The sequence below is a fragment of the Pseudomonas sp. A6 genome, assembly GCF_052367875.1.
GTDB classification, from domain to species: domain Bacteria; phylum Pseudomonadota; class Gammaproteobacteria; order Pseudomonadales; family Pseudomonadaceae; genus Pseudomonas; species Pseudomonas citronellolis.
In genome coordinates this window covers 1,621,162-1,644,238 of record NZ_CP198970.1, presented here as the reverse complement: position 1 = coordinate 1,644,238, position 23,077 = coordinate 1,621,162, and the positions used below count along the sequence as shown (strand labels likewise).

Sequence of the window (23,077 nt, the reverse complement as noted above, 5' to 3'; positions counted from 1 at the left end):
CTCCCGGCCCGTCGCGCCGGCGCGGGCCCCCTCCCCTGCGCCGGCGTCATGCGTGGCGACAGATGCCGCCACGCCACCGGTTGCTGTCTCGGAGGCGCAAGATGTCGATTTCGGATAAAGGAAAACTCGGCCTGCCGGCGCTGACCGCCCTGGTGGTGGGCGGCATCATCGGCAGCGGTATCTTCAGCCTGCCGCAGAACATGGCCGAAGGCGCCGGTGCCGGGGCCATTCTCATCGCCTGGGGCATCACCTTCGTCGGCATGCTGACGCTGACGCGGGTCTTCCAGTGGCTGTCGACCACCTGCCCGGAACTGGACGACGGCGTCTACGGCTACGCCCGCGAGGGCTTCGGCGAGTACCTGGGCTTCAATGCCGCCTGGGGCTACTGGATCTCCGCCTGGGTCGGCAACGCCGGCTACCTCGTCGTGCTGTTCAGCGCCCTGGGCTCGTTCGGCGCGCTGGCCTTCTTCGGCGACGGCACCACCTGGCCGGCGCTGCTCGGCGAGCTGGCGGTGCTCTGGCTGATGCACGCCTTCGTCCTGCACGGGGTGCACAACGCGGCCATCACCAACGCCATCGTCACCCTGGCCAAGGTGGTGCCCATCGCCCTGTTCATCCTCTGCGTCGCCCTGGCCTTCCGCGTCGAGGTGTTCCGCCTGGATTTCTGGGGCAGCCCGGCGCTGGGCAGCGTCACCCGCCAGGTGGAAACCACCATGCTGTACACCGTGTGGGTCTTCCTCGGCATCGAAAGCGCCACCGTCTATGCCAGCCACGCGCGGCGCGCGGCCGACGTCAGCCGGGCCACCCTGCTCGGCTTCGTCATCACCCTGCTGTTGCTGGTCTGCGTCTCGGTGCTGTCGCTGGGGGTGGTGCCGCAGCACGAACTGGCGCAGATGAAGAACCCGTCGATGGCCCAGGTGATGGCCGCGGCCGTGGGCCCCTGGGGCGCCACGCTGATCAACGTCGGCCTGATCGTTTCGGTGGGCGGCGCCCTGCTGGCCTGGACCATGCTGGCGGTGGAGATGCTCTACCTGGCCAGCCGCGGCGAAGGGCACACCGCGCCGGCGCTGTTCGGCAGGACCAACGACGTGGATACGCCAGCGCCGGCGCTATGGCTGACCAACACGCTGATCTCGGCGCTGCTGCTGGTCGCCTTCCTCAACGCCTCCGGCTACAACGCGCTGATCCAGCTGGCCACCTCGATGGCGCTGATCCCCTACCTGCTGTGCGCCGGTTTCTGCCTCAAGCGCGTGCTGCGGCAGCCGAGCCCGGCACTGCTGGCGATGGCGACGCTGGGCACGCTCTATGGCTTCTGGCTGCTGTATGCCGCCGGCCTGAAGTACCTGCTGTTGTCGATGATTCTCTACGCCCCGGGGCTGGGCTTCTTCATCCACGCCCGGCGCCAGCGCGGCCTCGCGGCCTTCGGCAACGCCGGGGAGCGGGCGCTGGGCGCGCTGGTGCTGGCCCTGGCGCTGGCCGCGCTGTGGATGGTCGGCAGCGGCCGCCTGGGGCTCTAATGGTTGACGGTGTACGACAGCATCATCGAGAGCTGACACAGCGGCCGGCCGCTCTGTTCGTGCCAGGTGTTGAAGGCGGTCTGCACGGCGGCGAGGTCCTTCTGGCTGGTGGGCGCCTTGTCGACGATTTCCTGGGCCTTGAGCGCGGCGACCACGTCGTCGCTGGGGATGAAGGTGTCCTTGCCGGCCATGCGCAGGAAGCGCGGCGCCGACAGCCCGCCGAGCTGGTTGCCGCGCTTGGCCAGCAGCTTCCACAGGCCGACGATGTCGGTCACCGGCCAGTCCGCCAGCAGCTTGCCGAAGCTGCCGTGCTCATGGGCGATGTCGAGGATCATCTGGGCGTTGCGCGGCACGCTCTTGAGCTTGCCCAGGTGGCGGATCAGGCGGGTGTCCTGCATCAGGTTCTCCAGGCGCTCGCCGCCCATGAGCACCACCTTCTGCGGGTCGAAGCCGAAGAACACTTCCTCGAAGGCCGGCCACTTGGCGTCCACCAGGCTGTGCTTGAGGCCGGCGCGGAAGATGCGCAGGCTGATCAGCGACAGGTAGCGGTCATCGCTCACCGCGGCCAGTTCGGCCGGACTCTTGGGCTGCGGCAGGCGCGCTTCCAGCGCCGCCGCCGAGCCGAAGCGGTTCAGGCAGTATTCGTGCAGCCATTGGTAGTCGCGCATCGCCCTTCCTTTATTACAGGTTCATCACGTCGACGAAGCGCGGCGTGGCGTTGTCGTCGATACGCAGGCTGGCGAAGTCGAACAGGTTGCGGTCGGCCAGTTGCGAGGGCACCACGTTCTGCAGGGCGCGGAACATGATCTCGGTGCGGCCGGGGGTCTTGCGCTCCCATTCCAGCAGCATTTCCTTGACCACCTGGCGCTGCAGGTTCTCCTGCGAGCCGCAGAGGTTGCAGGGGATGATCGGGAATTCCTTGAGCACCGAGTAGGCCTCGATGTCCTTCTCGTTGCAGTAGGCCAGCGGGCGGATCACCACGTTGCGGCCGTCGTCGGACAGCAGCTTGGGCGGCATGGCCTTGAGGGTGCCGCCGTAGAACATGTTGAGGAAGAAGGTCTCGAGGATGTCGTCGCGGTGGTGCCCCAGCGCCATCTTGGTCGCGCCGATCTCGTCGGCGTAGGTGTAGAGGGTGCCGCGGCGCAGGCGCGAGCACAGCGAGCAGGTGGTCTTGCCCTCGGGAATCTTCTCCTTCACCACCGAATAGGTGTCCTTCTCGATGATGTGGTACTGCACGCCGATGGACTCCAGGTACGCCGGCAGCACGTGCTCGGGGAAGCCGGGCTGCTTCTGGTCCATGTTCACCGCGACGATTTCGAACTTGATCGGCGCGACTTTCTGCAGGTACAGCAGGACGTCGAGCAGGGTGTAGCTGTCCTTGCCGCCGGACAGGCAGACCATGACCTTGTCGCCGTCCTCGATCATGTTGAAGTCGGCGATGGCCTCGCCGACCTGGCGGCGCAGGCGTTTCTGCAGTTTGTTCTGGTTGACCGAAAGGGTGCTGGCCATGGTGCTGTGGAATCCGGGGGGAAGACGAAAAGCTGGTTATTTTACGCGCACCCCGCCTTCATCGGTAGCCTGATGCTAGGCTCATGCCCATGACTCCCGACCTCGACGCCCGCCTCGACCTCGCCGGGCAGTTGCTCGAACTGCTGCGCGAGGCCCCTGAAGGCCTTTCCGAATATCAGCTGATCCAGCAGCTGAAGGCGCGGCATTCCACCCATGTCCCGCACCTGCCGCTGCTGGACAAGCTGGTGCTGTTCCGCACTCACTTCCTGGTGTTCAACGCCCTCTACCGCCTGCGCGATGAGCTTTGCGCCGACGAGGCCGGCTTCCTGCAGATCGGCCCGCTGCAGATCCGCCTGCTGCCCTGGCAACCCGGCGCGCCGGGCCTGGTGGAGAGCGACCCGCTGCGCGACTACTACCTGGACGAAAGCAACCTGCGCGACACCACCGAGCGCGACGTGGAGAAGCTGCTGGAAAGCTTCTGGACGCGCATGCAGGGCGACGGCGAGAAGGCCGCCGCGCTGGCCCTGTTCGAGCTGGAGGACGGCCCGGTGGACTACGCGCTGATCAAGCTGCGCTACCGCCAGTTGGTCAGCCAGCACCACCCGGACCGCGGCGGCAGCACCACGCGCCTGCAGTCGATCAACAAGGCGATGGAAATTCTCGAGCGCTATTACAGCCGCCCATGAAGCTCCGATTTGCTCTAACCCCAGGCAGGACGCGGCCTTCGGGGCTTTCCTATACTGCGACACAAGGTCGCACGAGTCTGACGGGCACCGGAAGGCGCTGGCCATGCGTCCCCGGCGCGGCGCTGGGAGGCGGCCTGCATAATAACGAGGAGGTTGCCGAGATGATCCATCATGTGTGGGGGCTCTTCACCCATCCCGATCAGGAATGGCAGGAAATCCGCGGCGAAGAAGAAAGCATCAGCCACATGTACCTGACCCATGTGCTGATATTGGCTGCCATCCCGGTCATCTGCGCCTACATTGGCACCACCCAGGTGGGTTGGGTGCTGGGCAGCGCAGGGCCGGTCAAGTTGACACCGGCGAGCGCGATCCAGCTCACCGTGCTCACCTACGTGGCGATGCTCGCCGGCGTCGCCGTCATGGGCGCCTTCATCCACTGGATGGCGCGCACCTACGACGCCACTCCGAGCATGACCCAGTGCATCGTGTTCGCCGCCTACACGGCGACCCCGCTGTTCATCGGCGGCGTGGCCGCGCTCTACCCGCACCTGTGGCTGGGCATGGTCATCGGCACCGCGGCGATCTGCTACACGGTCTACCTGCTCTACGTCGGCATCCCGGCCTTCATGAACATTCCCAAGGACGAAGGCTTCCTGTTCTCCAGCTCGGTGCTGGCGGTGGGCCTGGTGGTGCTGGTGGCGATGATCGCGCTGTCGGTGATCCTCTGGGGGAGCGGGGTGGGGCCGGAATATACCTGAGGCTTGACTGGCGAATGCAGACCGGGCCCTGGGGGCCCGGTTTTCGTTTGTGGGGGGTCGGTTTCTGGCTTGGCTCCAGGAGCGTTGTCGAAGTCCGCGCCCTCTCCCTAACCCTCTCCCTGAAGGGAGAGGGGACCGTTCGGCGTGCTCGGATGTTTCGGTGTCAGCCGGAAACGAAGTTACAGGTTGAAACCATGCCCATCAGCCGGTACGGACAAGCCCCCTCTCCCTTCAGGGCGGGGCGCGCAGCCGAGGGCTGGGGAGAGGGCGCTCTTGAATATGGCGCCTACGCCACCGGCAAACTCCCTTCGCGAGCAAGCTCGCTCCTACAACACCGGCTCTTCCTTGCCTGGAACTCCCCGCCACTTGCCCGAACCTGCACGGCAGACGAGCGGCCTGCACAACGCCCGCGGCTCCGGCATAATCGGCAGCCGTCGGAGAAAATACTGTATGCCCGAACAGCTCAACGCCCGTGTCGAAGCCTGCTACCAGTTGGCGGAAAGCTTCTTCCAGCGCCGCTTCCCGCGTCCGGAAGTGAGCTTCCGCCTGCGCGGGCAGAAGGCCGGGGTGGCGCACCTGGACGAGAACCTGCTGCGCTTCAACCCCCAGCTCTACCGCGAGAACCGCGAGCACTTCCTCAAGCAGACCGTGGCCCACGAGGTCGCGCACCTGATCGCGCACCAGATGTTCGGCCCGCGCATCCGCCCCCACGGCGAGGAGTGGCAGCTGATCATGCGCGGCGTCTACGGCCTGCCGCCGGACCGCTGCCATACCTACGAGATCAAGCGGCGCCGCGCCACGCGCTACATCTACCGCTGCCGCTGCGACGAGAACCCCGACTTCCCCTTCTCCGCCCAGCGCCACAACCTGGTGGCCCAGGGCCGCCGCTACTACTGCCGGCGCTGCCGCACCACCCTGGTGTTCACCGGGGAAGTGGTCCGCGAGTAGCTTCAGCCCACCGCGCCCGCGGCTTTCAGCGCCGCCACCTGCTCGTCGCTATAGCCCAGTTCGGCCAGGACCTCGGCACTGTGCGCCCCCGCCGCCACGCCTATGTGCTTCGGCGCCGGCAGGCCGGCGGAGAAGCGGATCGGACAGGCCATCTGCCGCTGGCTGCGGCCATCGCCGCGGGGCACTTCGGTGACCAGGCCGCGGGCCTGGATCTGCGGGTGCTCCACCGCTTCGGATAGCGGCAGCATAGGTTCCACGCAGGCGTCCACGGCGGCGAAACGTTCGCACCAGTCGGCGAAATCGCGCCTCTCGAACTCGATGGCGATCTCGCGCTTGAGCAGCCGCTGGTCCTCGGCCTTGGGCGACAGGCCGCGGGCGGCCAGCTCCGGGCGGCCGATGGCGGTGCAGAACTGCTGCATGAACTGCGGCTCCAGGCTGCCGACCGAGAACCAGCGGCCATCGCGGGTGCAGTAGTAGTCGTAGAAGCTACCGCCATTCAGCGCCTGGGCCTCCATGCCCGGCTCCACGCCGCAGGCCAGGTAGCCGGCGCCGGCCATGCCGTTCAGGCTGAAGGCGCAGTCGGTCATGCTGATGTCCACCTGCTGGCCTTCGCCGGTCTGCTGGCGGTGGATGACTGCAGCGAGCAAGCCCATCACCCCGTGCAGCGAGCCGCCGGCGATATCCGCCAGTTGCACGCCCAGGGGCAGCGGGCCGGTGTCCTTGCGCCCGGTGTAGCTGGCCACGCCGGCCAGGGCCAGGTAGTTGATGTCGTGCCCGGCGCGGTCGCGGTAGGGCCCGGTCTGGCCGTAGCCGGTGATGGAGACGTAGATCAGCTTCGGGTTGATCGCCTTGAGCGCCTCGTAGCCGACGCCCAGCTTGTCCATGACGCCGGGGCGGAACTGTTCCAGGACGATGTCGTACTCGCGCACCAGTTGCTTCACCACCTCCACCGCCTCGGGCCGCTTCAGGTCCAGGGCGATGCTGCGCTTGTTGCGGTTGAGGTAGGCGTGGCTGGCCGAGACGCCGTCGTCATGGGGTGGCAACACGCGCACCAGGTCCATGCGCGTGGGCGATTCCACCCGCAGCACCTGGGCGCCCATGTCGGCCAGCAGCAGCGAGGCGAAGGGCCCCGGCAGCAGGGTGGAGAAGTCGAGGACTTTCAGCGAGGCGAGCGGGCCTTTCATGGGGAACTCCTGGGTGTGGTTTCTGGATCCCCGCGTTCGCGGGGAAGACGCTGTCCGTGAACTGGCCTTCCCCGTCATTCCCGCGAACGCGGGGATCCAGTGAAACAGCCGCGCCTCAGAGCTTCATGCCGCGGCTGATGATCTCCTTCATGATCTCCGAGGTGCCGGCGAAGATGCGCTGGATGCGCGCGTTGGCGTACATCCGGCAGATCGGGTATTCCCACATGTAACCCCAGCCGCCGTGCAGTTGCACGCCCTCGTCGACCACCTTGCCGAGCAGTTCGGTGGTGAACAGCTTGGCTTCGGCGGCCACCTCGGGGCTGAGCTTCTTCTGGTTGTGGTCCATCACGCAACGGTCGGTGAACACCTGGGCCACGTCCACCTGGGTGCGCATCTCGGCGAGCTTGAAGCGGGTGTTCTGGAAGTGCGCGATGGGCCGGTCGAAGGCCTTGCGCTCCTTCACGTAGTCGAGGGTGGCCTGCAGCGCCGCCTCGGCCCCGGCCACCGCGCCGCAGGCGTTGGTCAGGCGTTCCTGGGCGAGCATGTTCATCAGGTAGTAGAAGCCGCCCTTGGCGTCGCCCAGCAGGTTTTCCTTGGGCACCTTCACGTCGTTGAAGAACAGCTCGGCGGTGTCCTGGCTCTTCATGCCCAGCTTCTTCAGGTTGCGCCCGCGCTCGAAGCCGGGCATGCCGCGCTCGACCAGGAACAGGCCCATGGCGTGCTTGTTGTTCGGGTCGGTCTTGGCCGCGACTATCACCAGGTCGGCCAGCAGGCCGTTGGAGATGAACACCTTGGAGCCGTTGAGGACGTAGTGGTCGCCCTTGTCCACGGCGGTGGTGCGCATGCCGGCCAGGTCGGAGCCGGCGGAAGGCTCGGTCATGGCCACGGCGAGGATGGTCTCGCCGCGGATGATCCCGGGCAGGAAGCGCGCCTTCTGCTCGGCGTTGCCGTATTCGGCGATGTAGGGCCCGCACAGCGCCGAGTGCAGCGGGATCATGAAGCCCGGCTCGTTGATGCGCGCCAGTTCCTCGCACATGATCTGCTCGTAGCGGAAGTCCTTCAGCCCGGCGCCGCCGTATTCCTCGTCGGCCCAGGGCAGCAGGAAGCCCAGCTCGCCGGCCTTCAGCCAGACGCTGCGGTCGACCACCCCAGCCTCTTCCCAGGCCTCCTGGTGCGGCACCACTTCCTTGGCGAGGAAGGCGGCGAAGGCATCGCGGAACAGGTTGTGCTCGGTCTCGAAGTGTATGCGCTGCATGCTGGCGAATCCTGGTCGGTGGAAGTGCCGGCAGGTTAGGTGCCAGCCCCGCCACGCCTCAATGACGGCAGCGCTCAGCCTGGATTGACGCTTTCGTCCATGGAGGAAACCACGCGGATGTTTCCCTGTAGGAGCGAGCTTGCTCGCGAACAGATTCCGCAGCGGGGGCGTTCGCGAGCAAGCTCGCTCCTACGAAAAGCCGCGTTCGCCTGCAACGTAGGAGCAAACTCCGTCCGCGATGGGCGGTTCGCAGACGAAAAAAAGCCCCGCCAGGTGGCGGGGCTCAAACCATAGGAGTGACGTCTTACTTCAGCGCCATTACCACAGCGGCATGGTGTAGCTGAGGATCAGGCGGTTCTCGTCGGCCTTGTTGGACGAGGCGCTGTTGCGGGCGAAGTCGCTGCGGGTGGTCGCGTTGCGCCACTTGACGCCGAAGCCCTTGAGCGCGCCTTCCTGGACGACGTAGGCGATGTCGGTGTCGCGTTCCCATTCCTTGCCGTCGTCGCCGCTGGCGTTCAGCAGGTCGACGTTGTCGCCCTTCACGTAGCGGGTCATGAAGGTCAGGCCGGGGATGCCGAGGCCAGCGAAGTTGTAGTCGTAGCGGGCCTGCCAGGACTTCTCGTCCTTGTTGGCGAAGTCCAGGATCTGGATGTAGTTCACCAGGTAGGGGTCGGTGCCGTTGATGTAGGCGAAGCCGGTGTCGCCGCTCATCTTCTGGTAGCCGACGCCGAAGGCGTGGTAGCCCAGGTTGTAGGTGACCATGGCGTTGAACGCCTTGTTGTCGACGTTGCTGCCGCCGTCGTCGGTGGACTTGGCCCAGCGGACGTCGGACTTCAGCGACTGGCCTTCGGCGATCGGCAGGGTCCAGCCGAGGGTCAGGTAGTGCTGCTTGTAGAAGTCGTCCAGCTGGCCGTAGTGGTAGCCGGTGCTGAAGTTCTTGGTCCAGTTGTAGGTAGCGCCGGCGTAGTCGAACTCGTTGGTGGTGTTGCCGCTGCGCACGGTGATGTTCTTCTTGCCGCCGGTGGTGACGGTCATTTCCTCGTAGTTGGAGGAGTCACGGCGGTTGGTCTGGTTCAGGCGGCCGGCGTCGAAGTTCAGGCCGTCGAGCTGGGTGGAGTTGATCGCGCTACCCACGAAGAGCTGCGGCAGCAGGCGGCTGTCGTTGGTCACCACGACCGGCAGCTTGGGCGTCAGGGTGCCCATCTTCAGGGTGTTCTTCTCGTAGCGCAGCTTGAGGGTGGCGCCGCCCTTGCTGAAGTCGTCCGGCGCATCGCCGTCGGCGGTCTTCGGCAGCAGGCCGGTGCCGGTGCGATCCGGGCTGGAGTCCAGCTTCAGGCCCAGCGCGGCGATGCCGTCGACGCCCACGCCGATGGTGCCGTCGGTATAGCCCGACTCGAATTTCAGGATGAAGCCCTGGCCCCACTCTTCCTGCTTGCTCTGCTGCGCCTGGGTGGAGCTGCGGAAATCGCGGTTGAAGTAGAAGTTGCGAAGTTCAACGTTGGCCTTGCTGTCCGAAATGAAGTCGGCGTGAGCGACTGCGGGTACGACAATGCTGGCGCCGAGCACGGCCTGCGCCAGGCCGCCCATGGCAAAACCGGCGTAGTTCTTACGGATCATCAGGATTCCCCTTATGGTGTTTTAAGCGTTGAACACGCTGAGCGCCTGGCATGCAGGGCGCGGCCCCCATGGTCTCGCGCAGCCGTTTGGCGGCTCTTCTGTGTTGCGGGGAATCTTGGCGGGGGGTTATTTCAGATCGGCTGCATAGATATAAACTTTTTGTTACAGCTGAACTTTTCCGAAAAATTCGACTACGCGGTCATGGGCTGAAAGCAGCGGCTGTCAGCGGGGACTGACGCACCGGACGAGCGGCAGTATGCTGTCGCCTCCCCCTCCGCCACCGCGCCCACTCCATGCAAGAACTGCAACCGCTGATCGAACGCTACGGCCCCGCCCTGCTCTTCCTCAATGTGCTGCTGGAGCAACTGGGCCTGCCGATTCCGGCCTACCCGGCGCTGATCGTCGCCGGCGCCCTCGCGCTGCAGGGGCACGGGGTGTCCCTGGGCGAGGCGCTGGCGGTGGCCACCCTGGCCTGCCTGATCGCCGACACCGCCTGGTACTTCGCCGGCCGCCGCTACGGCGGCTTCCTGCTGCGCAGCATCTGCAGGGTGTCGCTGTCGCGCGACAGCTGCATCCGCCAGAGCCAGAGCCTGTACCTGCGCATCGGCCCGCGCGCGCTGCTGATCAGCAAATTCCTGCCCGGCGCCGGCGCGCTGTCCACCAGCCTGGCCGGCATGACCGGCACGCCGCTGCGCCGCTTCCTCGGCTACGACTTCGCCGGCTCGGCGCTGTGGGTGGGCTCGGCGCTGCTGCTGGGTGCCATCTTCAGCGACACCGTCGACAGCCTGCTCGGCTGGCTGCACGACTACGCGACCCGCGGCCTGCTGTTGTTATTGGCGGCCTTCGCGCTGTTCATCGCCTGGCGCCTGTGGCAGCGCTACAGCCTGCTGCGACGCACCGCGCGGATTCCCAGGATCAGCGTCGAGGAACTGCGCGAACGCCTGGACCAGGGCGACACCCCGCTGATCCTCGACGTGCGCGCCGAGGCCGGCGAGGACGGCATCCCCGGCGCCATCCCGATGACCCTGGACACCCCGCTGGACGGGCTCGCCGACAGCCTCGGCCAGGCCGACGTAGTCATCTATTGCGCCTGCCCCAACGAACTCTCCGCGGCCATGCTCGCCGAGCGCCTGCGCAAGCACGGCTACCCGCGCGCCTGGGCGCTGTCCGGCGGGCTGGAGGCATGGCAGGCGAGCCAGGCCCGGGCCGATGGGCTTTCGTAGGATGGGTTGAGCTTGCGATACCCATCGGGCCACGGTGATGGGTATCGCTTCGCTCAACCCATCCTACGGTGTGCTACCTGCGCCATTCCCCTGCCCGTTCCTGGAGGCACGGTATTCCTCCCCCCGCAGATACCGTGTCACCTAGCCTCGAGCAAGGGCCAGTTCCACATTGTATGGCTGGCCCGACTTGAGGACGCCATAGGCGATCTGCAGCAGCTTGCGCATGGCAGCACAGATGATCTGTTTACCCGCTTTGCCTTTCTCCTCGAGCCGTAAACGCAGTGCCCGTATCGCCTGGTTATGGCTCATGGCACAGATGGCTGGCATGAACAGGCCTGCCCGCAAGAGGCGTGAGCCGATCTTTGAGATCCTCACCTGGCCCTTGTGTTGGCCGGATTCCCTGAGCCTCGGATTGAGTCCTGCAAAAGCCACGACCGCCCGGGCACTCTCGAAGCGGCTGATTGATCCAAGTTCGGCCAGCAACAGGGCTGCAGTTTTGTCGCTGATACCCTCGATACTCGTCAGCAGATCGCGCTTGCCCCGCAAGTCAGGATCGTTGTCGATATGTTGGCGAATCGCTTCCAGCGTCTGTTCAATCTGCTGTTCCAGATGGGCCGAGACCGACAGGATCGACTCTTTCACCACGTCGCTCTTGGCGGTTTCCAGGCGGTTGATTTCCATCTGGAACAGCTCCTTGAGCTCTTCGTAGCGCCGTACCAGCGCACGGAGTTGCCGCACGCTCACCGGGTCCGGCTGCCAGAGCTGGAGATCCTCGGCATGCCGAGCGCCGTAGAGGGCGATCAACTTGGCGTCGACCTTGTCGGTCTTGACCCGTTGCAACTGGCTTTGCGCATAGCTGGCGATACGTGCCGGATTCATCACGCAGACACGATATCCCCGGGCCAACAGATAATCGCCCAGAGCTTCGTGATAGATGTTGGTGGCTTCCATCACCACCCACGCCCCTGGCTCGGCATGTTTTTGCAGCCACTGGTCAAAGACGCTGAAGCCCGACTGATCGTTGCTCAGATTGCCTTTGGTGCGGTATTTGCCATTGCTCTGCAGAACCGCAATGTCGAAAGTTTTCTTGGCGATATCCACGCCAACTACGATGGCCATAACTCCTGCTACCTCTTACAGCTTTACATCATCAGCACTCCACTCCATCCAACCTTGCCTATACGAGCTACCACCGGGGTGGGGCTCCAGATACCGTTCGGACTCACGAGTGGATTGGGAAGGCAGGAGACTATCTACAGTGCAGGCTCGTAGCCTAGGAGCGGACACGTCTTCCTGGTCTTCCTTCCGGTGATCAGCCGGAGACTACCCGCCGTTATGGCGGGTCGTCGACATACAAGGAGCGGACCTTGTCCGCGATAGCTGGAGGTATCGGCGCGGATCGCGGATGAGATCCGCTCCTACGCTGCCCCACCTGCGCCATTCCATGTAGGAGCGCGCCCTGCGCGCGAATCGCGGGCAGGGCCCGCTCCTACAGGTTACCGGGAGGCACGGTATTTCTCCCCCGTAGGAGCGGACCTTGTCCGCGATAGCTGGTCATCCCGGCGCAATTGCGCTCAGCGCCGCGAATGGTCCCGGCGCAGTTCGGCCAGGCGGGCGGCCAGCAGGTCCAGGCCGGTGTCGCGGTCTTCCGGCAGGCGGCGCACGCTGGCCTGGGTCAGGCGCATCTGGCGGATGAAGCGCCGGCAGTGGCGGCACAGCAGCAGGTGGCGGCGCACCGCGAGTTTCTCGCGCAGGCCGAGCTGGCTGTCCAGCAGGTCGCTGGAGAGGGCCACCAGTTCCTTGCAGGTCAGCATTGGCCGGTCTCCTCGAAATGCTCCAGGGTGGCGAACAGCTTCAGCCGCCCGCGGTGCAGCAACACCCGGACATTGGAGAGGGAAAGCGACAGAAGATTACAGATCTCCTGCAATTCCAGGCCCTGGCGCTCGCGCAGCAGGACCACGCTGCGCTGCATGTCCGACAGGCTCAGCAGGGTCTTTTCCAGGCATTCGCGCAGTTCGTCCTCGGCCAGCAGGGCCTCGGGCGAGTCCGAATGCCAGGCCAGGGGCGCGGCGCTCCAGTGGCCGTCGGCGGCGAAGCGGCTGTCGTCGATGCTGCCGTGGGGCGCCGGCATGTCGTCCAGGGAGACTTCCCGGCGCACCTGGCGCAGCTTGCTCTTGGCGGTGTTGGCGGTAACGGTCAGCAGCCAGGTCTTGAGGCTGGAGCGCCCCTGGAAGCCGTCCAGGTGACGCACCACGGCGAGCCAGGCGTCCTGCACCACCTCGTCGGCGTGGGGGCTGCCGACGATGGCCAAAGCCACGGCGCGCATGGCGCCCTGGTAGGCCGCGACCATCTCGCGGAAGGCCGCGTCCTCGCCGGCGCGCAGGCGCGCCAGCAGTTCGCCGTCGGCTTCGCCCACCCGGTCAGCGCTTGCGCAGGATCACGCTGCCGATGGAGTAGCCGGCGCCGAAGGAGCTGAGCACGCCGATGGAACCGGCGGGCAGGTCCTCGTGGTACTTGTGCAGGGCGATCACCGAGCCGGCCGAGCTGGTGTTGGCGTAGCTGTCGAGGATCACCGGCGCCTCGTGGGCCTCGGCGTCGCGGCCGAGCAGCTTGCGGGTGATCAGCAGGTTCATGTTGAGGTTGGCCTGGTGCAGCCAGAAGCGCTTGACGTCGCCGACCGGGATGTCGTTCTGCGCCAGGTGCTCGCCGATCAGCTCGGCGACCATGGGGCAGACGTCCTTGAACACCTTGCGGCCTTCCTGGACGAACAGCTTGTCGCGCTGGCCGATGCCCTCTTCCGCGGCGCGGTTGAGGAAGCCGAAGTTGTTGCGGATGTTGTTGGAGAACTGCGTCAGCAGCTTGGTGCTGACAATGTCGAACTGCTGCTTGCCGATGGCCTGGTCGGCGCGCTCGACGATCACCGCGGTGGCCGCGTCGCCGAAGATGAAGTGGCTGTCGCGGTCGCGGAAGTTCAGGTGGCCGGTGCAGATTTCCGGGTTGACCATCAGGATGGCGCGGGCCTGGCCCAGTTGCACGGCGTTGGCCGCGGCCTGCAGGCCGAAGGTGGCCGAGGAGCAGGCGACGTTCATGTCGAAGCCGAAGCCCTGGATGCCGAGGGCGGCCTGGACCTCGATGGCCACCGCCGGGTAGGCGCGCTGCAGGTTGGAGCAGGCGACGATGACGCCGTCGATGTCCGCCGCGCTGCGGCCGGCGCGCTGCAGCGCCTCCTTGGCGGCGTGCACGGCCATCTCGCAGAGGATGCCCCAGTCGTCGTTGCTGCGCTCGGGGATGCGCGGGACCATGCGCTGCGGGTCGAGGATGCCTTGCTTGTCGACCACGAAGCGGCTCTTGATGCCGGAGGCCTTCTCGATGAACGCCGAGCTGGATTCGCTCAGCGCTTCCAGTTCGCCCTTGGCGATGGCTTCGGCGTGCTGGTCGTTGTACTGGCGGACGTAGGCATTGAAGGACTCCACCAGTTCATCGTTGGAGATGCTGAACGGCGGGGTATAGAGACCGGTTCCGCTGATCACGACTTTATGCACGGTCAATCCTCTTCTCAATCTGGCTGCCGGCCCCGGCAGCATGGTTAGGCATCGATGTGCCCGCCCGCGGGCCGGCACTGCAAAAGGGGTTCGGCCCGCATGGGCCTGAGGGCACGGCCTGATGACCAGGCAGTGTGCCATCGAAGGTGGCGCGCTGGCATCTTCCACCGCCCAACGGCGGCGGCGCTGCGCGGCGCTCGAATAACCGCCGATTATGCGGCAAATCGCCGGGAAATGCCGCTACCGCGGCGCAGTTTTCCAGCATACAGACCTTGTACCGGCCGGTGATTGAAATTCCCGAAAGCCTCGATAGCCAGGCCATCCAGGCGAGTTGGCGGAAGCGCCCTGCGCTCTTGCGCAAATGCCCTTGGGGCGAGTGCCCGCATGCCACCGGGCAGGTGCGCTGAACCCCGGCGGGAAAACCGCTGTCGAGGAAAGGGGCGCCCGCCGGCGCCCCTTTTCATTGGCAAGCACAGAGGTAGCGATGCTGGTTTCCCTTCAGGCGCTGCGGGCCCTGGCCGCCTGGCTGGTGGTGTTCCATCACTTCATGCAGGTGTTCTTCGATTTTCGCGCTGACAGCCTCGGCGGGCGCCTGCTGTCCACCCGCGGCCAGGTCGGGGTGGACATCTTCTTCGTCCTCAGCGGTTTCGTCATCCAGCTGTCCTGCGCCGGGCGCCAGGTGCCCGGCCTGACCTTCCTGGCCCAGCGGCTGGCGCGCATCGCCCCGGCCTACTGGCTGTACACCGCCATCACCGCGCTGATCCTCTACGCCTTCGGCAACCTGATGCCGGTCTACGGCGTGGCCCTGCCGCAACTGCTGCTGTCGTTGCTCTTCCTGCCCAGCCAGAACCCCGGCGGCTTCGGCTTCTACCCGATCCTGCCGGTGGGCTGGACGCTGAACTTCGAGATGCTCTTCTACCTGCTGTTCGCCCTCTCCTTCGCCGCCGGCGAACGCTGGCGCCCCTGGCTGGTCGGCGCGCTGCTAGCGCTGGTCAGCGGCGTGCTGGCGAAGGCGCCGTGGCTGAGCAATTTCTACCGCAACCCCATCGTCTGCGAATTCCTCTTCGGCCTGCTGCTGGCCGAGCTGTACCGCCGCGGCCTGCTGCGCCTGCGGGCATCGCTGGCACTACCGCTGGCGCTGGGCGCGGTGCTGGTGCTGCTGCACTTCCCCGCCGACCATCCCTGGCGCCCGCTGACCTGGGGCCTGCCCAGCGCGGTGCTGGTGGCCGCCTGCGTGGCGCTGGAGCCATGGTTCGCCGGCTGCCGCCCGCTCAAGGCGCTGGGCGACTGGAGCTATTCGGTGTACCTGGTCCACGTGATCGTGCTGTGGCTGGCCAGCTACTGGCTGCACCAGCGCCTGGGCCTCGGTCCGTACCAGACGCTGGCGCTGTGCCTGCCGGCGATCCTGCTGCTGTCCTGGCTGAGCTACGAATGGGTGGAACTGCGCCTGGGCCGGCGCCTGAAGCAGGCCTGGGCGCCGCGCCCGGTGCCGGCCTAGCCGTCGCCGCAGACCAGGCGGTTGCGCCCCTGGGCCTTGCCGCGGTACAGGCGGTGGTCGCAGCAACGGTACAGGGCCTCGGCGTCGTCGCCGTCCACCGGCCACTCGGCCAGGCCGAAGGTGGCCGACAGCGGGATGACATGGCCGCGGTACAGCAGCGGGTTGGCCGCCAGGTCCGTGCGCAGGCGCTCCACCAGCGGCGCGGCGTCGAAGCGGACGGTGTTGCGCAGCAGCAGGGCGAACTCCTCGCCGCCCAGGCGGCCGATCATGTCGCCGGCGCGCAGGTGCAGGCGCAGCCGGGCGCAGAGGTATTGCAGGGCCTTGTCGCCGGCGTCGTGGCCCCAGCGGTCGTTGACGTCCTTGAAGTGGTCCACGTCCAGCAGCACCAGCACCCAGCGCTGGCCGTTGCCGCGGGAATCCTCCAGGCAACGCAGCACCGCGCGCTGGAACGCCTCGCGGCTGGCCACGCCGGTCAGCGCGTCGCTCAGCGCCAGGCGCTGCAGCAACTGCTGGGCCTGGGCGCGGCGGGTTTCGTAGATGTGCACGAAGGCCATGATCAGCAGGCCGCAGAGGATGGCGTTGCCCAGGTCGATCATCCCCGGGGCGTCCAGGCGCAGCGGGTGCTGGCGCAGGTAGAGCAGCGCGGCCACGCCGACGAAGGGCACCGAGAGCAGGAAGCCGCGCCACGCGCCCAGCAGCAGGTAGGCCATCACCGGCATCAGGTAGAGCCAGACGAAGGCCGTGGCCGAGGCCTGCGGCATGATGATGATGTAGACCAGGAAGCAGAAGGTGGGCAGCAGGTAGGCGTAGATCCACGGCGTCAGGTCGCGCACCCGCGCCAGGCGCGAGGTGGCCCACAGCAACAGCGCGCAGACCAGCGCCTCCAGGCCCGCCAGCAGATAGTTGCCGTTGAGGCACTGGAGCACCGAGAAGATTCCCAGGGTCAGCCCGGTGCAGAAGAAGATCAGGCGCATCAGCAGGCGCTGGTCGGCCAGGTCCAGTCCGCTGGTGCTGGCTGCCGGCTCCCCCGGCGCATTGGCTTTGGCCTTGTCGTGCATGGCTACCTTTCCCTGGCCCCGCCAGGCATGGCGGAGCGCTGGACGAAACGACCGCCCATCCGCGTGGATGGAGTCTAGCCAGTCCGCCCGCCCGGCATGACAGCCGGTCGTCGCCCGCCGGACGGTGCAACGACGACGACCAACGCCGCCACGGCGAATTCACGGCAGCCTCGGCGACGCTGCGCTAGCCTTCGAGGAACCCCAACCACGGAGGGCGCCCATGCGCGCATTGATCGCTTCGCTGTCCCTGCTGGCCCTGGCCGGCTGCTCGTCCTACCAGGCCAAGGAAACCGGCCCGGTGCCCGCCGACCGTTTGCTGGGCTTCCAGCAGGAGGCCCAGGGCGACGCCAAGGTCGAGGTCGAGCGCGACCTGGGCTTCCTCGGCGGCGGCTGCATGGTCGCCTTCAAGATCGACCGCCAACTGGCCGCGCGCATTGCCGTGGGCGAGACCGCCAGCTTCCAGCTGCCACCCGGCCAGCACATCGTCGGCATCGGCGCCGACGAACAGGGCGAGGGCCTGTGCAGCAAGGGCCTGCTGCGCCGCGAACTGCTGGTGGACCTCGCCGCCGGCGAGACCGCGCAGTTCCGCATCCTCAGCGACGCCAACAAAGGCTTCGACATCCTCCCGGCCCAGCGTTGACGCCCGGGCGGGGCCACGGCCCCGCCCTTCCCCGCTTTACCCGTTGATACGTCGCACCAGGCGCGCCTGCAACTGCTCCAGCTCGGCGGGGTCGGCCTTCTGCGCGGCGTGGATGCCCAGGCCCTGGCCGGCATAGCGCGGCACTATGTGCACGTGGATGTGGAACACCGTCTGCCCGGCCGGCGCGCCGTTGAACTGGGCCACCTGCACGCCGTCGGGGTTCAGCTCCTCGACTATCACGCGGGTCAGGCGCTGCACCACGCCCATCACCTTGCACAGCGCATCGGGGTCGACTTCGAGGATGTTGCGCGCGGCGCTGCGCTTGGGCACCACCAGCGCATGGCCGTGGGACTGCGGGAAGAGGTCGAGGAAGGCGAGCACGTCGTCGTCCTCGTACAGCTTGTAGCAGGGTGCCTCGCCGCGAATGATCTGGGCGAAGATGTTCTGCGCATCGTAGGTGCCTTGCAGGCTCATGGCGCTGTCCTTGAGCGGTGGATCGGAGACGGCACCATACCGGCTCGCGGCGCCGCTGGCACCTCCCCCCTGCGCGATCGGCGGCGTATGCTGGGCGTTCGACTTTCAGACCGGAGTTCCCATGCCTTCGCTCGCCGACTTCCCGATCACCCGCAAATGGCCCGCCACCCGCCCCGACGTCCTGCAGCTGTATTCGCTGCCCACGCCCAACGGGGTGAAGGTCTCGATCATGCTGGAGGAAACCGGCCTGGCCTACGAGCCGCACCTGGTCAGCTTCGAGCGCAACGACCAGTTCAGCCCGGAATTCCTTTCGCTGAACCCGAACAACAAGATCCCCGCCATCCTTGACCCCAACGGCCCCGGCGGCCAGCCGCTGGCGCTGTTCGAGTCCGGCGCCATCCTCATCTACCTGGCCGAGAAGACCGGCCAGTTGCTGCCCAAGGACCCGGCCCGGCGTTACGAGGCGATCCAGTGGCTGATGTTCCAGATGGGCGGCATCGGGCCGATGTTCGGCCAGTTGGGCTTCTTCAATAAATTCGCCGGTCGCGAGATCGAGGACAAGCGGCCGCTGAATCGCTATGTGGAGGAGTCCCGGCGGCTGCTCGCGGTGCTCGACCAGCGCCTGGAAGGGCGCGACTGGGTGATGGGGCAGGAGTACGGCATTGCCGACATCGCCATTTTCCCCTGGGTGCGCAACCTGGTGGGCTTCTACGAGGCGGGGGACCTGGTGCAGTTCGAGCGCTTCGGCAATGTGAAGCGGGTGCTGGAGGCGTTCCTGGCGCGGCCGGCGGTGCAGCGGGGGTTGGGGATTCCGCAGAAGGGTTGAGCGGTACGCCTGTAGGGGCGACTGTCTTGCCGGCCGCGCCGAGGCGCTTTTCGTAGGATGGGTTGAGCTTGCGAAACCCATGCGGTTGCGGTGATGGGTATCGCTTCGCTCAACACCATCCTACGAAAAGCCATGCTCGCTTATCCGCGATGTTCTGTGCGCAGGCTCGGCCCATCGCGGACGGAGTCCGCTCCTACCAAAAGCGATCAGCCCTGCGTCAGGCCTCGACCTGGCCCCACTGCTTGCTCAGCCGCTTGTCCGACACCGGCACCTTCGTTCCCAGTTGCTGGGCGAACAGCGACACGCGGTACTCCTCCAGCATCCAGCGGTACAGCACCAGTTCCGGATCGCGCTTGCCTTCCTGGGCGTGCTTGGCCTGGCGGGCCTTGTACTGGTCCCAGTAGCCGGCCATCTCGCCGCTCCACACGCGGTCGCGCTGGACTTGCCCAGCGACCTTGTCCAGACGCTGTTCCACGGCCTTGAGGTAGCGCGGGTATTCCTTCAGCCATTCCAGCGGGGTGTCGCGAACGAAGCCGGGATAGACCAGGTTGGCCAGTTGCCCCTTCACGTCGTTGAGCGGCACAGTCATGGCCAGGTCGACCTTGCCCTTGAAGCGCTTCTGCAGGCCGTGCCAGAGCTTGAGGATGTCCAGCACCAGGCGGGCGATGCGTTCGGCGTGCTCGGTCCAGGCGCCGCGTTTTTTCTCCGCCAGCGAAGCCAGGGCCGCGCCGTCGCGGGGCAGGCTGGCCTCGCCTTCGAGGATGCAGGCGTCCAGGCTGGCCAGGAGGATGTCTTCCACCAGCGCCTCGACGCGGCCCAGTTCGCGGTACAGCAGGCCCATCTCGGTCTGCCCCGGCAGCTTGCCACGCAGGAACTTGGCCGGCTCGGCCAGTTGCTGCAGCAGCAGGCGCTGCAGGGCGCGGCGGTGCTGGTACTCGGCCTCGGCCTGGGTCGGGAAGCGGTTTTCCTTGACCACCCCGCCCTCTTCCACCAGCGCCGGGTAGACCGTCATCGACAGCCCGGCGATCTTCTGCTGGGCCTTTTCCGCCACCTCGGCGAAGCCCTTGGCTTCCACCGGCTTCTGCGGCTTGTCGGCCTGGGGGATGGCCAGGGCGGCCTGGCTGGCTTCGGCGAAGCGCGCGGTGAGTTCGGCGAGGTCGCGGCCTTCGCCGAGGAACTTGCCGCGGGCGTCCACCACCTCGATGTTCATGCGCAGGTGGCTTTCCACCAGCGCGGCGGCCTCGGCCCAGGCTTCCTCGGCCACGCGGCTGCCGGTCATGCGTTGCAGCTCGCGGCCCAGGGCCCCGGGCAGCGCGCCTTCGGCGAAGGTCATCTTGCCCAGCGCGGCGCGGACGAAGTCCGGCACCGGCACGAAGTTCTTGCGGATGGCCTTGGGCAGGTTGCGCACCAGGGCCACGCACTTGGCTTCCAGCAGGCCCGGCACCAGCCATTCCAGGCGCTCGGCGGGAAGCTGCGGCAGCAGCGGCGCCGGTACACGCAGGGTCACGCCGTCGCGCGGGTGGCCCGGTTCGAAGTGGTAGGTCAGCGGCAGCTGCAGCTCGCCCAGGCGCAGGCGGTCCGGGTAGAGGCCGGCGGTGACTTCGCTGGCGTCGCGGGCCAGCACGTCTTCCTCGCGCATGATCAGCAGGTCGGGCTGCTGCTTGTGCTCGCGCTCGTACCACTTCTCGAAGCTGGCGGTCTGGTAGATGTCCGCCGGCAGGCGCGCGTCATAGTAGGCGAACAGGGTTTCCTCGTCGGCGAGGATGTCGCGGCGGCGCGCCTTAGCTTCCAGCTCGTCGAGCTTCTCCAGCAACTGGCGGTTGGCGGCAAGGCACCTGGCGCGGCTGTTGATCTCGCCGCGCACCAGGGCCTCGCGGATGAACAGCTCACGGGCCACCGGCGGGTCGATGGGGCCGTAGTGCACGGCGCGGCGGCCGACGATGATCAGCCCGTAGAGGGTCACTTGCTCGTAGGCCACCACCTGGCCGCGCTTCTTCTCCCAGTGCGGCTCCAGGTGGTTCTTCTTCACCAGGTGCGCGGCCAGGGGCTCCAGCCAGTCCGGCTCGATCTTGGCGACCATACGGGCGAACAGCTTGGTGGTCTCCACCAGTTCGGCGGCCATGATCCACTGCGGCTTCTTGCGCCCGATGACGCTGGAGGGGTGGACCCAGAAGCGCCGCTGGCGCGCGCCCAGGTAGTCGCCGTCCTCGGACTTCTGGCCGATCTGGCTGAGCAGGCCGGAGAGGATGGCCTTGTGCACGGCGGCGTAGTCGATGTCGCGCTTGGGCTGCTCCCCGTCTTTGTAGGAGCGAGCTTGCTCGCGAACGCTCTTTGCGTCTTTGCCGGCCTGGGGTTTCGGAGCGTTGGGTTGTTCGCGAGCAATGACTGAGGCGCCCCCCTCGCTCCTACGAGAAGCATCGCCCTTGCCGAAGGGGAGTTTGAGTTCGCGGCAGATCAGGGTGAGCTGGCGGTGCGCGTCGCGCCATTCGCGCAGGCGCAGATAGTTGAGGAAGTTCTTCCGGCACCATGCGCGCAGGGCGTTGGAGCCCAGGGCCTGGCGCTGTTCCTCGAAGCCGCGCCAGAGGTTGATCAGCGCGGCGAAGTCCGAATCCGGGTCCTTCCACTGCGCATGGGCCTGGTCGGCGGCCTGCTGGCGTTCGATCGGGCGTTCGCGCGGGTCTTGCACGGAGAGCGCGCTGGCCACCGTCAGCACTTCGTTCAGGCTGCCCTGGTGGGCCGCTTCCAGCAGCATGCGGCCCAGCCGCGGGTCCACCGGCAGACGCGCCAGCTGGCGGCCCAGCGGCGTCAGCTGACCCTCGCGGTTCACCGCCGAGAGTTCCTGCAGCAGGGTGAAGCCGTCCTTGATCGCCTTGCCGTCCGGCGGCTCGATGAAGGGGAAGGCCTCGATGTCGCCCAGGCGCAGGTGGAGCATCTGCAGGATCACCGCCGCCAGGTTGGTACGGAGGATCTCCGGGTCGGTGAAGGCCGGCCGGCCGTTGAAGTCGTCTTCGCTGTACAGACGCACGCAGATGCCCGGCTCGACCCGCCCGCAGCGGCCCTTGCGCTGGTTGGCGCTGGCCTGGGACACGGCCTCGATGGGCAGGCGCTGGACCTTGGCGCGGTAGCTGTAGCGGCTGATGCGCGCGGTGCCGCTGTCGATCACGTAGCGGATGCCCGGCACCGTCAGCGAGGTCTCGGCGACGTTGGTGGCCAGCACTATCTTGCGCCCCGGCATGGGCGCGAAGATCTTCTGCTGCTCCGCCGGGGTCAGCCGCGCGTACAGCGGCAGCACTTCGGTGTGGCGCAGGTTGGCCTTGCGCAGCATGTCCGCGGCGTCGCGGATTTCCCGTTCGCCGGGGAGGAACACCAGCACGTCGCCGGGGCGCTTGCCGACTTCGCGCTCGTGGGCGGCGATTTCGTCCAGGGCGCGGAGGATGCCCTCGTCCACCGAAAGGTCGTCGAACAGCGCTTCACCGTCCTCGTCCACTTCGGCGGCCAGCGGCCGGTACCAGGTGTCCACCGGGTAGGTGCGCCCGGAAACCTCGACGATCGGCGCATCCCCGAAGTGCTTCGAGAAGCGCTCTAGGTCGATGGTCGCCGAGGTGATGATCAGCTTCAGGTCCGGCCGGCGCGGCAGCAGGGTCTTGAGGAAGCCGAGCAGGAAGTCGATGTTCAGGCTGCGCTCGTGGGCCTCGTCGACGATGATGGTGTCGTAGCGCTCCAGGTAGCGGTCGTGCTGGGTCTCGGCGAGCAGGATGCCGTCGGTCATCAGCTTGACCAGGGTGCTGTCGTCGCTCTGGTCCTCGAAGCGCACCTGGTAGCCCACCAGCGAACCCAGCGGTGTGCCGATCTCCTCGGCCACCCGCGTGGCGACGCTGCGCGCGGCCAGGCGGCGCGGCTGGGTGTGGCCGATCAGGCCGTGGCTGCCGCGGCCCAGCTCCAGGCAGATCTTCGGCAGCTGGGTGGTCTTGCCCGAGCCGGTCTCGCCGGCGATCACCACCACCTGGCTCTTGAGCAGCGCGGCCTTGATCTCGTCGCGCTTGGCGGCGATCGGCAGGCTGTCGTCGTAGCGGATCGCCGGGACGCTGGCGCGGCGCGCCTCGACCTTGGCGCAGGAAGCCTGGAAGCGCTCCACCCACTGCGCCAGCTTGCCGTCGTCGGGGTGCTTGCGCAGTTCGTGGAACTGCCGGCGCAGGCGGTGGCGGTCGCGGATCAACGCGTGGTCGAGGCGTTGCAGGAGCTGTTCGGGGCTGGGCGTTACGTCGGTCATCGGCTGAGCTGGCGTCTGTGCCGGAGGCGGCCGCGCGCCTGGCGGCGGCCGCTTCCGGAAAGGGGCAAAGGC

At 67.0% G+C, this 23,077-nt stretch carries 20 protein-coding genes; 8 read left to right on the top strand and 12 right to left on the bottom strand.

From position 1 onward, the window contains the following. Positions 1-101: 101 nt before the first annotated feature. Positions 102-1,517, top strand: a complete 1,416-nt coding sequence (locus ACTWJ5_RS07475) for a basic amino acid/polyamine antiporter (RefSeq protein WP_074976508.1) — start codon at positions 102-104, stop codon at positions 1,515-1,517. On the opposite strand, the gene ACTWJ5_RS07470 is transcribed toward ACTWJ5_RS07475, so the two are convergent. Then, a complete protein-coding gene (locus tag ACTWJ5_RS07470) occupies positions 1,514-2,185 on the bottom strand; it encodes a DNA-3-methyladenine glycosylase I (protein ID WP_074976510.1) in 672 nt (223 codons plus the stop codon). The two genes, ACTWJ5_RS07475 and ACTWJ5_RS07470, sit on opposite strands and share 4 nt — an antisense overlap. Positions 2,186-2,198: 13 nt before the next feature. Then, positions 2,199-3,026: a tRNA 2-thiocytidine(32) synthetase TtcA gene (gene ttcA, locus ACTWJ5_RS07465; protein ID WP_074976512.1), complete on the bottom strand. Its 828-nt coding sequence runs from the start codon at positions 3,024-3,026 to the stop codon at positions 2,199-2,201. A gap of 89 nt (positions 3,027-3,115) precedes the next feature. Here ttcA and ACTWJ5_RS07460 point away from each other — a divergent pair, with 89 nt between their 5' ends. The 3 genes from ACTWJ5_RS07460 (at position 3,116) to ACTWJ5_RS07450 (ending at position 5,418) form a co-directional block, all read left to right on the top strand. Next, a complete protein-coding gene (locus ACTWJ5_RS07460) occupies positions 3,116-3,712 on the top strand; it encodes a DNA-J related domain-containing protein (RefSeq protein ID WP_064585001.1) in 597 nt (198 codons plus the stop codon). A gap of 161 nt (positions 3,713-3,873) precedes the next feature. Further along, on the top strand, positions 3,874-4,470 hold the full coding sequence (locus ACTWJ5_RS07455; protein WP_074976515.1) for a Yip1 family protein: 597 nt from the start codon (positions 3,874-3,876) through the stop codon (positions 4,468-4,470). Between the two features lie 450 nt (positions 4,471-4,920). After that, positions 4,921-5,418: a SprT family zinc-dependent metalloprotease gene (locus ACTWJ5_RS07450; RefSeq protein WP_009618490.1), complete on the top strand. Its 498-nt coding sequence runs from the start codon at positions 4,921-4,923 to the stop codon at positions 5,416-5,418. A 2-nt stretch (positions 5,419-5,420) separates the two neighbouring features. On the opposite strand, the gene ACTWJ5_RS07445 is transcribed toward ACTWJ5_RS07450, so the two are convergent. The 3 genes from ACTWJ5_RS07445 to ACTWJ5_RS07435 form a co-directional block, all read right to left on the bottom strand. Beyond that, positions 5,421-6,602, bottom strand: coding sequence for a CaiB/BaiF CoA transferase family protein (locus ACTWJ5_RS07445; protein ID WP_444438010.1), 1,182 nt, complete (start codon positions 6,600-6,602; stop codon positions 5,421-5,423). A 115-nt stretch (positions 6,603-6,717) separates the two neighbouring features. Further along, complete coding sequence (locus tag ACTWJ5_RS07440) at positions 6,718-7,857, bottom strand: acyl-CoA dehydrogenase family protein (protein WP_043267805.1); 1,140 nt, start codon at positions 7,855-7,857, stop codon at positions 6,718-6,720. 318 nt (positions 7,858-8,175) lie between these two features. Next, positions 8,176-9,474 carry an OprD family porin gene (locus ACTWJ5_RS07435; protein ID WP_261746774.1) on the bottom strand — a complete coding sequence of 433 codons (1,299 nt, stop codon included), beginning with the start codon at positions 9,472-9,474 and terminating at the stop codon, positions 8,176-8,178. A gap of 293 nt (positions 9,475-9,767) precedes the next feature. On the opposite strand from ACTWJ5_RS07435, the gene ACTWJ5_RS07430 reads away from it, so the two are divergent. Then, positions 9,768-10,697 (top strand): DedA family protein/thiosulfate sulfurtransferase GlpE, encoded by a 930-nt coding sequence (locus ACTWJ5_RS07430; protein ID WP_281688616.1) that lies wholly within the window; start codon positions 9,768-9,770, stop codon positions 10,695-10,697. Positions 10,698-10,838: 141 nt separating this feature from the next. On the opposite strand, the gene ACTWJ5_RS07425 is transcribed toward ACTWJ5_RS07430, so the two are convergent. The 4 genes from ACTWJ5_RS07425 to ACTWJ5_RS07410 form a co-directional block, all read right to left on the bottom strand. Further along, positions 10,839-11,816 (bottom strand): IS110 family transposase, encoded by a 978-nt coding sequence (locus tag ACTWJ5_RS07425; RefSeq protein WP_444436200.1) that lies wholly within the window; start codon positions 11,814-11,816, stop codon positions 10,839-10,841. A gap of 455 nt (positions 11,817-12,271) precedes the next feature. Then, positions 12,272-12,511 (bottom strand): zf-HC2 domain-containing protein, encoded by a 240-nt coding sequence (locus ACTWJ5_RS07420; RefSeq protein ID WP_116422421.1) that lies wholly within the window; start codon positions 12,509-12,511, stop codon positions 12,272-12,274. Then, positions 12,505-13,047 carry a sigma-70 family RNA polymerase sigma factor gene (locus ACTWJ5_RS07415; RefSeq protein WP_249920149.1) on the bottom strand — a complete coding sequence of 181 codons (543 nt, stop codon included), beginning with the start codon at positions 13,045-13,047 and terminating at the stop codon, positions 12,505-12,507. The genes ACTWJ5_RS07420 and ACTWJ5_RS07415 overlap by 7 nt, the downstream gene beginning before the upstream one ends. A 70-nt stretch (positions 13,048-13,117) precedes the next feature. Continuing rightward, positions 13,118-14,239 carry a beta-ketoacyl-ACP synthase III gene (locus tag ACTWJ5_RS07410; protein ID WP_249917598.1) on the bottom strand — a complete coding sequence of 374 codons (1,122 nt, stop codon included), beginning with the start codon at positions 14,237-14,239 and terminating at the stop codon, positions 13,118-13,120. Positions 14,240-14,723: 484 nt separating this feature from the next. Between ACTWJ5_RS07410 and ACTWJ5_RS07405 the strand changes: the two genes are divergently transcribed. After that, the gene (locus ACTWJ5_RS07405; RefSeq protein ID WP_301499776.1) at positions 14,724-15,737 is read left to right on the top strand and encodes an acyltransferase family protein; all 1,014 of its coding nucleotides are present in this window, start codon (positions 14,724-14,726) and stop codon (positions 15,735-15,737) included. Here the strand turns inward: ACTWJ5_RS07405 and ACTWJ5_RS07400 are convergent. Further along, entirely contained in the window at positions 15,734-16,795 is a 1,062-nt protein-coding gene (locus ACTWJ5_RS07400) for a GGDEF domain-containing protein (protein WP_116422424.1), read from the bottom strand. The genes ACTWJ5_RS07405 and ACTWJ5_RS07400 overlap by 4 nt on opposite strands. Before the next feature lie 220 nt (positions 16,796-17,015). On the opposite strand from ACTWJ5_RS07400, the gene ACTWJ5_RS07395 reads away from it, so the two are divergent. Then, on the top strand, positions 17,016-17,435 hold the full coding sequence (locus tag ACTWJ5_RS07395) for a 3-isopropylmalate dehydratase (protein WP_116422425.1): 420 nt from the start codon (positions 17,016-17,018) through the stop codon (positions 17,433-17,435). A gap of 36 nt (positions 17,436-17,471) precedes the next feature. Here the strand turns inward: ACTWJ5_RS07395 and ACTWJ5_RS07390 are convergent, their stop codons facing one another. Then, complete coding sequence (locus ACTWJ5_RS07390; protein ID WP_444438005.1) at positions 17,472-17,909, bottom strand: HIT family protein; 438 nt, start codon at positions 17,907-17,909, stop codon at positions 17,472-17,474. A gap of 121 nt (positions 17,910-18,030) precedes the next feature. On the opposite strand from ACTWJ5_RS07390, the gene ACTWJ5_RS07385 reads away from it, so the two are divergent. Beyond that, positions 18,031-18,735 carry a glutathione S-transferase N-terminal domain-containing protein gene (locus tag ACTWJ5_RS07385; protein WP_444438003.1) on the top strand — a complete coding sequence of 235 codons (705 nt, stop codon included), beginning with the start codon at positions 18,031-18,033 and terminating at the stop codon, positions 18,733-18,735. 217 nt (positions 18,736-18,952) lie between these two features. Here the strand turns inward: ACTWJ5_RS07385 and hrpA are convergent, their stop codons facing one another. Then, positions 18,953-23,005: an ATP-dependent RNA helicase HrpA gene (gene hrpA / locus ACTWJ5_RS07380; RefSeq protein WP_116422427.1), complete on the bottom strand. Its 4,053-nt coding sequence runs from the start codon at positions 23,003-23,005 to the stop codon at positions 18,953-18,955. Between the last annotated feature and the right edge of the window lie 72 nt (positions 23,006-23,077).

Excerpts from the sequence above, each read along its gene's own strand:
- ACTWJ5_RS07385 (WP_444438003.1), top strand. The coding sequence starts at position 18,031 with ATGCCTTCGCTCGCCGACTTCCCGATCACCCGCAAATGGCCCGCCACC.
- ACTWJ5_RS07455 (WP_074976515.1), top strand. The coding sequence starts at position 3,874 with ATGATCCATCATGTGTGGGGGCTCTTCACCCATCCCGATCAGGAATGG.
- ttcA (WP_074976512.1), bottom strand. The coding sequence starts at position 3,026 with ATGGCCAGCACCCTTTCGGTCAACCAGAACAAACTGCAGAAACGCCTG.
- ACTWJ5_RS07405 (WP_301499776.1), top strand. The coding sequence starts at position 14,724 with ATGCTGGTTTCCCTTCAGGCGCTGCGGGCCCTGGCCGCCTGGCTGGTG.
- ACTWJ5_RS07430 (WP_281688616.1), top strand. The coding sequence starts at position 9,768 with ATGCAAGAACTGCAACCGCTGATCGAACGCTACGGCCCCGCCCTGCTC.
- ACTWJ5_RS07450 (WP_009618490.1), top strand. The coding sequence starts at position 4,921 with ATGCCCGAACAGCTCAACGCCCGTGTCGAAGCCTGCTACCAGTTGGCG.
- ACTWJ5_RS07445 (WP_444438010.1), bottom strand. The coding sequence starts at position 6,602 with ATGAAAGGCCCGCTCGCCTCGCTGAAAGTCCTCGACTTCTCCACCCTG.
- ACTWJ5_RS07415 (WP_249920149.1), bottom strand. The coding sequence starts at position 13,047 with ATGGTCGCGGCCTACCAGGGCGCCATGCGCGCCGTGGCTTTGGCCATC.
- ACTWJ5_RS07400 (WP_116422424.1), bottom strand. The coding sequence starts at position 16,795 with ATGCACGACAAGGCCAAAGCCAATGCGCCGGGGGAGCCGGCAGCCAGC.
- ACTWJ5_RS07420 (WP_116422421.1), bottom strand. The coding sequence starts at position 12,511 with ATGCTGACCTGCAAGGAACTGGTGGCCCTCTCCAGCGACCTGCTGGAC.
- ACTWJ5_RS07475 (WP_074976508.1), top strand. The coding sequence starts at position 102 with ATGTCGATTTCGGATAAAGGAAAACTCGGCCTGCCGGCGCTGACCGCC.
- ACTWJ5_RS07470 (WP_074976510.1), bottom strand. The coding sequence starts at position 2,185 with ATGCGCGACTACCAATGGCTGCACGAATACTGCCTGAACCGCTTCGGC.
- ACTWJ5_RS07435 (WP_261746774.1), bottom strand. The coding sequence starts at position 9,474 with ATGATCCGTAAGAACTACGCCGGTTTTGCCATGGGCGGCCTGGCGCAG.
- ACTWJ5_RS07390 (WP_444438005.1), bottom strand. The coding sequence starts at position 17,909 with ATGAGCCTGCAAGGCACCTACGATGCGCAGAACATCTTCGCCCAGATC.
- ACTWJ5_RS07425 (WP_444436200.1), bottom strand. The coding sequence starts at position 11,816 with ATGGCCATCGTAGTTGGCGTGGATATCGCCAAGAAAACTTTCGACATT.
- ACTWJ5_RS07440 (WP_043267805.1), bottom strand. The coding sequence starts at position 7,857 with ATGCAGCGCATACACTTCGAGACCGAGCACAACCTGTTCCGCGATGCC.
- hrpA (WP_116422427.1), bottom strand. The coding sequence starts at position 23,005 with ATGACCGACGTAACGCCCAGCCCCGAACAGCTCCTGCAACGCCTCGAC.
- ACTWJ5_RS07395 (WP_116422425.1), top strand. The coding sequence starts at position 17,016 with ATGCGCGCATTGATCGCTTCGCTGTCCCTGCTGGCCCTGGCCGGCTGC.
- ACTWJ5_RS07460 (WP_064585001.1), top strand. The coding sequence starts at position 3,116 with ATGACTCCCGACCTCGACGCCCGCCTCGACCTCGCCGGGCAGTTGCTC.